Annotated in this window: 11 protein-coding genes; 4 read left to right on the top strand and 7 right to left on the bottom strand. The window is 68.1% G+C overall.

Going from position 1 to position 11,579, the window contains the following annotated elements:
• From VFL64_RS18260 to VFL64_RS18250, 3 genes are all read right to left on the bottom strand, one after another.
• Positions 1–1,102, bottom strand: a 1,102-nt coding sequence (locus VFL64_RS18260) for an MCP four helix bundle domain-containing protein (RefSeq protein WP_489541805.1), incomplete at its 3' end; no start/stop codon positions are given.
• Positions 1,103–1,177: 75 nt separating this feature from the next.
• Positions 1,178–2,335: a response regulator gene (locus VFL64_RS18255; RefSeq protein ID WP_489541804.1), complete on the bottom strand. Its 1,158-nt coding sequence runs from the start codon at positions 2,333–2,335 to the stop codon at positions 1,178–1,180.
• Positions 2,336–2,406: 71 nt separating this feature from the next.
• Complete coding sequence (locus tag VFL64_RS18250) at positions 2,407–3,207, bottom strand: SDR family NAD(P)-dependent oxidoreductase (RefSeq protein WP_489541803.1); 801 nt, start codon at positions 3,205–3,207, stop codon at positions 2,407–2,409.
• Positions 3,208–3,348: 141 nt separating this feature from the next.
• Between VFL64_RS18250 and VFL64_RS18245 the strand changes: the two genes are divergently transcribed.
• Positions 3,349–4,218, top strand: coding sequence for a hypothetical protein (locus tag VFL64_RS18245; protein WP_489541802.1), 870 nt, complete (start codon positions 3,349–3,351; stop codon positions 4,216–4,218).
• Between the two features lie 73 nt (positions 4,219–4,291).
• Positions 4,292–5,602: a polyamine export protein PaeA gene (gene paeA / locus VFL64_RS18240; protein ID WP_489541801.1), complete on the top strand. Its 1,311-nt coding sequence runs from the start codon at positions 4,292–4,294 to the stop codon at positions 5,600–5,602.
• A 19-nt stretch (positions 5,603–5,621) separates the two neighbouring features.
• Here paeA and VFL64_RS18235 read toward each other — a convergent pair whose 3' ends face one another.
• The 3 genes from VFL64_RS18235 to VFL64_RS18225 all read right to left on the bottom strand — a co-directional run bounded on the left by VFL64_RS18235 (position 5,622) and on the right by VFL64_RS18225 (position 9,028).
• Positions 5,622–6,974, bottom strand: coding sequence for an amino acid permease (locus VFL64_RS18235; RefSeq protein ID WP_489541800.1), 1,353 nt, complete (start codon positions 6,972–6,974; stop codon positions 5,622–5,624).
• Between the two features lie 166 nt (positions 6,975–7,140).
• Positions 7,141–7,830, bottom strand: coding sequence for a c-type cytochrome (locus VFL64_RS18230; protein WP_489541799.1), 690 nt, complete (start codon positions 7,828–7,830; stop codon positions 7,141–7,143).
• A 4-nt stretch (positions 7,831–7,834) separates the two neighbouring features.
• The gene (locus tag VFL64_RS18225; protein ID WP_489541798.1) at positions 7,835–9,028 is read right to left on the bottom strand and encodes a PQQ-dependent sugar dehydrogenase; all 1,194 of its coding nucleotides are present in this window, start codon (positions 9,026–9,028) and stop codon (positions 7,835–7,837) included.
• Positions 9,029–9,552: 524 nt separating this feature from the next.
• On the opposite strand from VFL64_RS18225, the gene VFL64_RS18220 reads away from it, so the two are divergent.
• Together VFL64_RS18220 and VFL64_RS18215 are read left to right on the top strand one after the other, a co-directional pair.
• The gene (locus VFL64_RS18220) at positions 9,553–9,975 is read left to right on the top strand and encodes a GreA/GreB family elongation factor (RefSeq protein ID WP_489541797.1); all 423 of its coding nucleotides are present in this window, start codon (positions 9,553–9,555) and stop codon (positions 9,973–9,975) included.
• A 111-nt stretch (positions 9,976–10,086) separates the two neighbouring features.
• A complete protein-coding gene (locus VFL64_RS18215) occupies positions 10,087–11,061 on the top strand; it encodes a universal stress protein (RefSeq protein ID WP_489541796.1) in 975 nt (324 codons plus the stop codon).
• A 75-nt stretch (positions 11,062–11,136) separates the two neighbouring features.
• Here the strand turns inward: VFL64_RS18215 and VFL64_RS18210 are convergent, their stop codons facing one another.
• Positions 11,137–11,562, bottom strand: coding sequence for a DoxX family protein (locus VFL64_RS18210; RefSeq protein ID WP_489541795.1), 426 nt, complete (start codon positions 11,560–11,562; stop codon positions 11,137–11,139).
• Between the last annotated feature and the right edge of the window lie 17 nt (positions 11,563–11,579).

Genomic DNA, 11,579 nt, shown 5'->3' with positions numbered 1-11,579 from the left:
GCTGCCCTTCCAGCACCGACTGCGCGCGCCCCATCTGGCGCGACCGACCCTGCGCCATGAAGCCGGCGCGCAGCTGCGGATGTTGCGCGCGGCTGGCAGGCGGCACCAGCACCTCCATCGGCTGGCCGATGAGCTCGCCGTGCGCGTAGCCGAACAGTTCATCGAGCTGCGGGTTGGTAAGCAGCACGCGCCCGGTGGCATCGATGACGAGCATGCCATCGGGCGCCGCCTCGACGATGCCCTGGTACCAGGCCCGTGTGAGCTCCAGTTCGGCCTGCTGCGCCTTCAGCTCGGCGCCCTGGCGGCTCAGCCCGTCGCGCAGCGCCGCCACCGAGCGGGCCAGCTCGCCGACTTCGTTGTCCAGGTCGGTGTGCGGCACCGGCTCCTGCAGCCGGCCCTGGGCGATGCCCTCGACGGCGGCGCGCACGCGCGCAGCCGGGCGGCGGATCGACAACGCGATTGCCATCGACGACAGCAGCACCAGGGCCAGCCCTCCGACGAGCAGCCCCACCGACACCATCGTCTGTTGGGCTGCGAAGCTGCGAATCCGGTCCGAAGCGACGTCGGCGCCCTTCTCCTTGGTGTCGGCGATCGCCGCCATGCGCTGGCCCGCCTGCCGGGCCACGTGCTCGAACTCCTCGTCGATGAAGCTCTGCGCCTGCTCGTGCAGCCCGCGCCGCATCAGCGCGGCCGCATCGTCGGCGTCGCTCTCGAGCTGCGCCAGCAGCCCCTCGAACTCGTCGAGCCGCTCGACGTTCTCGGCGCGCACCAGCGTGCTGCGCAGCTGCGTCGTGGCCTGGCGCAGCTGCGCCCGGCTCGCATCACGCTGCGTCAGGTAGGCGTCGCGCTTCACCGGGTCCGTCTCGCCGGCCGCCTTGTGCAGCGCGAGGATCATCCGCACGAGCTGGGTTTCGGCCTCCTTGGCGCGCGCGACGCCAACCACCTCTTCAGACTGCAAGAGTTCGAAGTCGTGGCTGAGACGGGTCTGCACGTACAGGCTCTGGCCCCCCAGCACCAGCGCCAGCAGCAGCAGCGAACCGAAGCCGAGGGCCAGTTTGTGCAGCAGCGTCAGGCGTTCGAGCAGTTGGATCAGCTTGCTCATGGGAAGTCCGTTCAGGGGGTCTGGCGACCGCATGCGGCAGCCGCAACACCGCTGCGGCCGGGGCGGCCCGGCGGCTCAGGGCGCGTCGGCGATGAAGGCCACGGCCTCGGCCTTGCGGGCGATGTCTTCGTCGGTGTCGGCGAAGCGCCGCGCGATCTCGGCGAAGGCGTCGACCCGCGCCAGGAAGGCATCGACGATGTCCGGATCGAAGTGCTTGCCCCGGCCTTCCGTGATGATCTGGACGGCCTGCTCGTGCGACATGGGCGCCTTGTAGACGCGCCGGCTGATCAGCGCGTCGTACACGTCGGCCACGGCCATCAGCCGGGCAGAGATGGGGATGTCGTCGCCGAAGCGGCCTTCGGGGTAGCCGCTGCCGTCCCACTTCTCCTGGTGGCCGTAGGCGATCTCCTTGGCCAGCCGCAGGAAGTTCACGTCGGCGCCCAGCAGTTGCTCGGCGTTCGTGATGGCGTCACGCCCGAGCGTGGTGTGGGTCTTCATGATCTCGAACTCTTCTGCGGTGAGCTTGCCCGGCTTGAGCAGGATGCGGTCCGGGATGCCCACCTTGCCGATGTCATGCAGCGGCGCCGACTTGAACAGCAGCGCGATCGTGGCGTTGTCGAGCGTGCGGGCGAAGCGCGGGTGATTGCGCAGCTGCTCGGCCAGCAGCTTCACGTAGTGCTGCGTGCGGCGGATGTGGTTGCCGGTCTCGTTGTCGCGCGTTTCCGCCAGCGACGCCATGGCATGGATGGTGACGTCCTGGATCGCCGACAGCTCGCGGGTGCGGCGGGCGACCTCCTGTTCGAGGAAGTCGTTCTGGCTGCGCATGAAATCGGCCGCGGCCTTGATGTTCAGCTGCGTCTCCACCCGCGCCAGCAGCACCGCCGGGCGGATCGGCTTGGTGATGTAGTCGGCGGCACCGAGCTCGAGCCCGAGCGTCTCGTCTTCCTCGGAGGCCAGCGAGGTGAGGAAGACGATCGGAATGTCGCGCGTGTGCGGGTCGGCCACGAGCTGCTGCGCCACCTCGTGCCCCGACAGCCCGGGCATCATGATGTCGAGAAGGATCAGGTCGGGCGGCTCGCCGGCGCGGGCGATGCGAAGTGCCTTCTCGCCGTTGTTGGCCACCTTGATCGCATAGCGATCCTTGAGCAGGTCGCTCATCAAGACGAGGTTGTCCGGGGTGTCGTCGACGATCAGGATGGACGGTTTCCGAATGATGTCGAAGTCGAGACCCATCGCAAGCTCCCCCGCCAAAGGCGATGGCGCAGTTATACACGTGACCCAGGCCGCAGGGAACCGGTTCGACCTCAGGCCTCGCGCGGCCGTTCGTTGAACTGCCAAATGCGCCCGCCATCGACCACCAGGTCGTGGCAGTTGACGAAGCTCGCCTCGTCGCTCGCCAGATAGAGCGCCGCGTTCGCGATGTCGTCGGCAACGCCCGAGCGCGGCGTGGGCGTGGCGTGCGCCAGGTTGGTCTGCAGCTTGGCCAGGCGTTTCTGGTTCACCTCGTCGGTGGTCGTGCCCGCGCCGCCCCAGAAGATGGGCGTGGCAATCGCACCCGGCGAGATCGAGTTGACGCGGATGCCCTGCGGCCCGAGCTGCACGCCCATCAGCCGTGTGAGGTGGCTCACCGCCGCCTTGGCGCACGAGTACAGCATCGCGCCCTGCGCCAGCCGGTGCGCGGCGATGCTGGAGTTGTTGATGATGCTGCCGCCGCCGTTGCCCGCCATCACGCGCGCCGCGTGCTTGATGCCGAAGAGCACGCTGCCGTAGAGCAGCTTCATGGCGTAGTCGACCTCCTGCTCGGTCACCGTCTCCAGCACGCCGGGCGTGTTGCCGCCGGCGTTGTTGAACATGCAGTCGAGCCGGCCGAAGCGGGCCAGCGCGGTGTCGACCAGCGCGGCGATGTCGGCCTCGCGCATCACGTCGGCGGCCTGGAACAGCACGCGCTCGCCGAGTTCGCGCGCCAGCGCCTCGCCTCGCTCCACGCTGCGCCCGGCGATCACCAGCGTGGCGCCTTCGGCGGCGAAGCGCCGTGCAGTGGCCTCACCGATGCCGCTGGTGGCGCCGGTGATGATCGCGACCTTGCCCTGCAGTCTGTTGCCCATGGGGACTTCTCCTCTGTGTGATGTGTAGCCTACTGCACATGCGCACGCGGTAATCCGGTGCTGTCCTACGGTGCGAAGGGAACGCGGGTGTCATCATCGTCTCCAACGGCTGCCCGACCCCGGGCTGGAGGAACCTGCTCGATGCCCCTGTCTTCGCGATTGCGCCCCTGGTGGCTCCTGGCCACGATGCTGCTGGCGAGCGCCACATTCGCCCAGCCGACCGCCGGCCCCAGCACGGCCGCCGCGTTGCGCGAACGCCATGCGCAGCTCGCCACGCAACTGCAGAACACGCCCTTCCTGCGCCCCATGGTGCTGCAAAGCAGTGAAGACGGTGACGTATTGCAAGGCAGCATCGACGCGGTGGTGTCGCAGCCCTTCGCGCTGGCGCGCGAGCAGCTGCAGCAGCCCGCCGCCCTGTGCGAGATCATGATGCTGCAGCTCAACACCAAGCAGTGCACCGTGGCCGGCAGCGTGCTCGACGCGCGCATCGGCCGCAAGCACGACCAGCCGCTGAAAGACGCCTACCGCGTGGCCTTCAACCTGCAGGTGCAGGCCGCCAGCGCCGAGTACCTGAGCCTGCGCCTGGCCGCCGACACCGGCCCGTTCTCCACCCGCGACTACCGCATCCAGCTGCAGGCCATTCCGCTGGCCGGCGGCAACCAGACCTTTCTGCACCTGCGCTACTCCTACGGCATCGGCATGGCCGCCCGCCTGGCCATGCAGGGCTACCTGGCCACGCTGGGTGCCGGCAAGGTGGGCTTCACGCGCAGCGGCTCCGGCTACATCGGCGGCATGCGCGGCGCGGTGGAGCGCAACACCATGCGCTACTACCTGGCCATCGACGCCTATCTCGCCTCGCTCGCTGCCCCGCCGGCGCAGCAGCGCGCCAAGCGGCTCGATGCCTGGTTCGATGCCACCGAGCAGTACGCGCGGCAACTGCACGAGGTGGAGCGTGTCGACTACCTGGCGATGAAGCAGAGCGAGTTCAAGCGCATGGGCGTGGCAGGCTGACTCTCACTTGCTCGGCGCCGCCCGCGCTGCCGGCTCGTGGCACCATGTCGCACTTGGGCCCTGCGACCACGCCATGAACCTCACCCAAAGCCTGCTGGTCATCGCTGCACTCATTGCGACAAGCGCCTTCTTCGCCCTCGCCGAGATCTCCCTGGCCGCCTCGCGCCGCTTGCGCCTGCGGCAGATGGCCGATGACGGCGATGTGCGCGCCGAGCGCGTGCTGCGCCTGCAAGAGCAGCCCGGCCACTACTTCACCGTGGTGCAGATCGGCCTCAACGCCGTCGCGATCCTCGGTGGCGTCGTGGGCGAAGGCTCGCTCAGCCCCGTCTACGCCGCCTTGTTCGATCACTGGCTGAGCACCGAGAACGCGCAGCGCGTGGCCTTCGGCGCGTCCTTCGTGACGATCATCGCGGTCTTCCTCATCTTCGCCGACCTCTTCCCCAAGCGGCTGGGCATGAGCGAGCCCGAGCGCCTGGCGGTGCGCATGGTCGGGCCGATGCAGGTGCTGATCACCACCTTGAAGCCGCTGGTGTGGCTGTTCACGCGCGCCACCGACCTGCTCTTCAAGCTGCTGGGCCTGCCCGCGCAGCGCGATGACAAGATCACCTCGGCCGACATCCTCGCGATGACCGAGGCCGGCGCTCAGGCCGGGGTGCTCGCCGAGCGCGAGCAGCAGGTGATCGCCAACGTGTTCGAGCTGGACACCCGGCTGGTCAGCAGCGTCATGACATCGCGCGACCGCATCGCCTGGTTCGACCGGGACGAGCCCGAAGCGGCCCTTCGCGCGCGCATCGTCGCCGAACCCTACTCGGCCTACCCGGTGTGCGACGGCACCATCGACAAGGTGCTCGGCTACGTCGACGCCAAGGACATGTTCCAGCGCGTGCTCGCCGGCCAGCCGCTCGCTTTCGGCCAGGGGCTGCCGCTGCTCAAGGCGCTCGTAGTTCCCGATCGCCTGTCGCTGACCGAGGTGCTCGAACAGTTCCGCCACGCACACGAGGACTTCGCGATCGTGGTCAACGAGTACAGCCTCGTCGTCGGCGTGATCACGCTCAACGACGTGATGAGCACCGTGATGGGTGATCTGGTGCCGCGCTCGGACGACGAAGAGCAGCAGATCGTGCGCCGCGACGAGAACTCGTGGCTGATCGACGGCGTCACGCCCATCCAGGACGTCCGCCGCGAGCTCGACATCGACAGCCTCCCGCACGCCGAGGAATACGAGACCCTGGCGGGCTTCCTGATGATCATGCTGCGGCGCGTTCCCAAGCGCACGGACAGCGTGACCATGGCGGGCTACAAGTTCGAAGTGATGGACGTCGACAACCACCGCATCGACCAGGTGATGGTGACGCGCGCAAGCGCCACACACGCTGCAGCCTGACCCGCCCGTTGGTGCCCGCTCAGGCGCGCCGCTTCTGCCAGACGTACACCGGGATGCCCAGGATCAGCAGCACCGTCCCGTAGAGCACGGGCTCGGCGCCACACCCGTAGAGCGTGAACACCGCGAACACGAACGCGACGACTTCGATCACGCCGACCCGCGGCACCGGGCCGCCATTGGCGACCTTCTGCGCCACCAGGCCGGTCGCCGCGGCGCAGAACGCGTAGGGAACCACAGCCGTCATGGTCGCCAAGCCGAGGATGAGCTGGTAGACGGCCGCGAAACCCGACGAACCAGCCGCCTCCACCAGCACGAGCGCGGTGGCCAACGAGGCGGACACCACCATGCCCGACGCCGGCACGCCGCGGCTGGAAACGCGACCGAAGACTCTCGGGAACAGACCGTCGCGCGCAGCGGCCATCGGCACCTGGCCCATGAGCAGCGTCCAGCCGTTGAGCGCGCCGATCGAAGACACGATGACCGCCACCGACACCGCCGTCGCGGCCCAGTCACCCCACATCAGGCGCGCCGCGTCGGAGAACGGCGCGGTCGAAGCCGCCAGCTGCGCGCGGGGCACCACACCCATCACCACCACCGTGCCGAGGATGTAAAGCGCGGCCGCGATTGCGATCCCGAGCACCGTCGAGCGCCCGATCGTGCGCACCGGGTCGCGCACGTCGCCGGCCGGTACGGTGGCCGACTCCAGGCCGAGAAAGGCGAACATCGTGAGCGGTGCCAGCGCGGCCGCTGCGGTCATGATCGGCTCGCCGCTCGGGTTGAATTCGCTGAAGTGCGAGCCGTCGACATAGAGCAAGCCGATGATCGCGATCGCACCGAACGGGACGAGCTTGGCGTAGGTCGTGATCTCGGCGAACAGCCCCGCGATGCCAACGCCGCGCAGGTTGACCAGCACCACCGCCCAGATCGAGCCAATGGTCAACGCCACCGCAACCGGCTTGCCGTGCAGCAACGGGAACAGGTTCATCATCGCGCCGGCGAACGCGAACGCGATGACGGGTAGCGACGCCCAGATCGAGATCCAGTAGCCCCAGCCGATCAGAAAGCCCGCGAAGTCGCCATAGGCGAGCCGTGTGTAGGCATAGGGGCCGCCGGTGGCGGGCGCCAGGCGGGAGAGCTTGGCAAACACCAGGCCGAGGCAGATCGCGCCGGCCGCCATCACCAGCCACGCCAAGACCGCCAGCACGCCATAGGGTGCAAGCGCCGGCGGAGACAGGTAGAAGCCCGAGCCCACCATGTTGCCGACGACGATCGCGGTGCAGGCTGCAACGCCGAGGCTCTTGGTGGTGCTCTGCGTCGTGCTCTGCGTCGTGCTCTGCGTCGTGCTCTGCGTTGGGCTCATGGGCAGTTTCACATCCCTTCGTGGTGGGCTGATGATCCGCGGCGCTCAAGTTTAGGGCTGCACCCTGAAGGCCACGGGTCGCAGGCGACGTTCAGCGCATGCGCGAGAGGGCGCCAATCGCCATGCCGTGATCGACTGGCCCGGAGCTGGCGCAGCGACGCTCTCCTACTTCGCTCGCCTACTTGCTACCCGGCGCCGGGGCCCCGTCGTTGAAGCGGGCCACGTAGTACGCCAGCGTGTCCAGGTCTTCCGGCGGGATCTGGCTCACGGCCGCGATCATGGCCTGCGTGTACCCCGGGCGCTTGCCGGTGCGAAAGCCCTGCAGGCTCATTTGCAGGTAGTCCTCGCGCTGCCCCGCGATGCGCGCGACCTGTTGCCCGCCGCCCAGGTCGGCGCCGTGGCAGAAGACGCACTTGTGCTGCAACGCCAGCTCTTGCCCACGGCGCATGCGCGCCGCATCCGGTGGCGTGGCCGCAGGCGGGGCCGGCACTGGCGGCAGCGTGCCGATGTAGTCGGAGAAGCCGCGCAGGTCGTCGTCATTGAGCGTCTTGGCCACCGCCGTCATCGCTTCGTTGCTGCGCCTGCCTTCGCGGAACAGGAACAGCTGCGTGATGGCGTAGAACGAAGGCTGGCCGGCGAGCACGGGCATGTTCGGCAGCTCGCTGCGCCCGTTGGCACCGTGACAGGCTGCGCACACGGTGGCGAAGCGCTGCGCGTAGCCAGCCGCACCGACACTGGCGGGGGCCGCGTTGCTGGCTGCTCTTGCGGGCGCGGGGTTCTTCTTCTGCTGCGCACCGGCCTGGCAGGCCGATGCCAGCACCGCCAGCGCGGCCACACTCTGTACAACCAGGCCGCGCCAGCGCCGCATCACATCACTTCCCGCGGTAGCTGATGCGATAGATCGCCCCCGCGTGGTCGTCGCTCACCAGCAAGGAGCCATCCTTGAGGATCAGGAAGTCCACCGGCCGACCCAGGTAGTTGTTGTTCTCGACGAAGCCCGTCATGAACGGTTCAACCTTGGCGCCGCCCTTGCCGTCGGGCCACGCCACAGACACGTCGGCGTACTTCTTGGTGCGGTTCCACGGGCCGTGGCGTGCGATGAACATCGCACCCTGGTACTTGGCCGGGAACATCTTGCCGGTGTAGAACTTCAGGCCCAGCGAGCCGGCGTGCGGCCCGAGAAGCGCAGCGGGCTTGGTGTAGTCGTCGCACGACTTGCCCCAGCCGAACTCCGGATCGGGGATGTTGCCCTGGTGGCAGAACGGGTAGCCGAAGTGCTGCTTGCCGGGCTGCGTGACGTGGTTCAGCTCGTCGTTGGGCAACTCCTCGCTGAACCAGTCGCGGCCGTTGTCGGTGAACCAGAGGTCACCGGTCTTGGGGTCGAAGTCGAAGCCCACCGTATTGCGCACGCCCGAGGCAACCACCTGCAGGTCGCTGCCGTCGAGCTTGATGCTGTACAGCTTGGCCCATTCGCCCGGGTCGCAGATGTTGCAGGGCGCGCCCACCTCGTAGTACAGCCTGTCGTTCTTGATGCGCAGGAACTTCCAGCTGTGATCGCCGCCGCCGGGCAACTTGTCGTAGATCACCTTCGGCTCGCCGAGGTTGTCGAGCCGGCCGTCGACGTTGTCCCACCGCATGATCTTGGTGTTGGTGGCGAGAAACAGGCTGCCCTTGTAGTACTCGATGCCCGCGGCCATCGGCATGTTGTCGATGATCACCTTGGCCTCGCGCTTGCCGTTCTCGGGCACCAGGTACACCTTGTTGGCGACGAACAGCGAGCTGACGAAGATGTTGCCGTTGGGCCCCTGGCGCAAGCCGCGCGCGTCCAGAATGCCCGAGGCCCAGGTCTCGACCTTGAAGCCCTTGGGCAGCTTGAACTTCGACGTCGGCAGCTTGTCGGCCGCCGTCGGGATCGGGAACGCCGGCACCGGCGCCATCTTCATGGCCGTCTCGGACTTGGGGCGTCCCTTGGCCCAGCCCGGTTCTTCGGGTGGGGCCTGCTGGGCCAGGGCAGCGCCGGCCACGCAAAGCGCGGCGAACGCAACAAGCGAACGAATCTCAGTCATGGGCTGTCTCCAGTGGGTTGTTTTCAGATCCAGGATCGACAACGCGCATCGGGACAACGACGTACGACTCTTCCCAACAGCAACGATGCGCCGCGAGCCGGGGAAGCAGATGCTTGCTGAAATGCCGGCAGCGGTCAACCAGAGGCCACGCCGGCACCTGCGCCATCGGGCGCGGCTTCATCGCGACGGGACCGCATTACACCCACGCCCCAGTGCGACTTGCCCGCGACGATTGGCGCGCAAGCACCGCCGACGATAGACTTCCCCGCATGTGTTTCACCCCCTCCCATGTTGCAGTGCGCTTTGCCTCTCGCAAAGCCGACGCACAGCGCGCCTGCTCGCTGCGAACGCCGCAAGCGCGTGCCGGCATGGAGACACACACCTGTCAGCCGGCCGCACATCCTTAAGCCCGGCGATCACTTCCACCCCATTTGCGCAAACCTCAGATCGCCGGGCCCTCAGCCCGCGCGCTGGTGCACGCCTCCGATCGGCAGGCGAGCCCCCCGACACTGAAGGAACGCCTCGTGGAAGTCGTGACACTCGAGCGCACGCTCACTGAACTGGACCATGTCCGCCTCCTGAACCTGCTGCGCCGTGGCGCGCAGGGCGACGGTCCCTCTGCACAGCAGCAAGCGATTGCCGACATGCTGGAGTCCTGCACCATCGTGCCTTCGCGCGCGGTGGCGCCAGACATCGTGACGATGTATTCGCAAGTCCTGCTGCAAGACACCGAGAGCCACCAGCGCAACACGCTGACGCTGTGCTACCCCACGGATGCCGAGCCCGCGATGGGCTTTGTGTCGGTGTTGTCTCCCGTGGGCAGCGCCCTGCTCGGCCTGCACGTCGGCGGCATTGCCCGCTGGCCCACACCGGCCGGCAGTCACAAGGAGGCCGAGATCGTGGCCATCCTCTTCCAGCCCGAATCGAGCGGCGACTACGCCATGTAGTCGCCGCGCGCAGCCTCTGCGCTGCGGGTCGCAAACGTGGCGACGAAAGGCAGGGAACTGCTGCTTTGGTGCGATTCACAGCGCACCGGAGGGCCTGCGCTCGTCTGCCGCATGGCAAAGGTTCTGATCACGAGGGAACGACACATGACTCCGTTCACATCCATCCTGGTAGCGACCGACTTCTCGGTCGACGGCAACAACGCGGTGCGCCGGGCGGCGCTGCTGGCGCACGAGCACGACGCGCGCCTTCATATCCTGCATGTGCTGAAGCGCGCAGGCTGCAAGCCCTTGCGCGACTGGTTCTCACCGACGATCGACATCGAGTTGAAGGCCGCACAGGCGCGCGCGGCGCTGCGTCGCGTCGCAGCCGAGGTGCTGGGCGCCTACGACGTGGCCGCCACGGTCGAGGTCGCAGTGGGCGATCCACTCGCGACCCTGGTGCAGGCGTCGCAACAGGCCGACCTGGTCGTGATCGGGCAGCGCGGTCACAACCGGATCGAGAAGCTGTTGATCGGCCGCACGGCCGACCGCCTGCTCAGAACCTGTCGGCGGCCGGTGCTCGTCGTCAAGAAGGCCGCGGACGCGCCCTACCGAGAGGTCTTCATGCCGGTCGACTTCACCGCCAGCTCGGACTCGGCGCTGCAGTTCGCGGTGCCCTGGCTGCGCGGTGCCCGCATGCATGTCTTTCACGCCATCGAATCCTTGCAGGAGTCGGTGCTGCGTCGGTCCGACGTGGCCGAATCCGTCATCCGCGCCGTGCGGCTGAGGGAGGAGACCGGGGCCTACGCACGCATGCGTCGCACGGTCGCCAGGTTCGGCCTCGACAGCGCGCAGGTGCGCTTCACGGTGGGCCGCGGGCCGGCGGACCTGGCCACCTTGCGGCACGCCCTGGTGCCAGGCATCGACCTGGTCGTCGCCGGCAAGCAAGGCCGCTCGACTCTTGGCGGGTTCCTTCTCGGGAGTGTCAGCCGCCGCATCTTGTCCGGGGCCGACTGCGACGTGCTGATCGTTCCGCGGTCGGCAGGCTCGCCTCCCGTCGGGAGGCATGGCGACGCAATGACACCCGAGCGCCCGCAGCCGGCGTGAAGTGGAAGGGCTGTCGGTGCACGATGTGCCGGCGGGAGATGCGGCTTCGGGGGCGTGGACAAGCCCCCGGCATCATCAGTTCCAGCGCCCCGCCGCCCCACCCACGCTGAAGCGCCCGGCACCCAGCAGCGCGATGGCCACGGCCCCCCACAGGTACATCATCTGCAGCTCGACGGCCAGCCCGCCGGTCTTCGGGTTGATCTGCACCAGCTCGCCCATGTGCACAAGGGCCAGAGCCACCAGCATGTTGGCCACCACCAGCAAGGCGGCCGCACGCGTCCACAGGCCGATGACAAGCAGCACCGGCGCCACCACCTCGCCGACGTAGGCGCCATACGCAAAGACGGCCGGCAAGCCATGGCTGCTGAGCATGCCGGCGATGGGGCCGACGCCGCCGCTCAGCTTGGCCACGCCGTGGAAGAGGATCAGCACGCCGATCATCAGGCGCAAGACGAGGCGGCCGGCGTCGGCCGAGGCGGTTGCAGAGCTGATGGAAGGCATGGGCGCTCCTGTCGTTG

It is taken from the genome of Rhizobacter sp., assembly GCF_035702065.1.
Taxonomy (GTDB): domain Bacteria; phylum Pseudomonadota; class Gammaproteobacteria; order Burkholderiales; family Burkholderiaceae_C; genus Rhizobacter.
The sequence above is the reverse complement of the archived record's forward strand: the minus strand, read 5'-3'. Positions and strand labels throughout refer to the sequence as shown.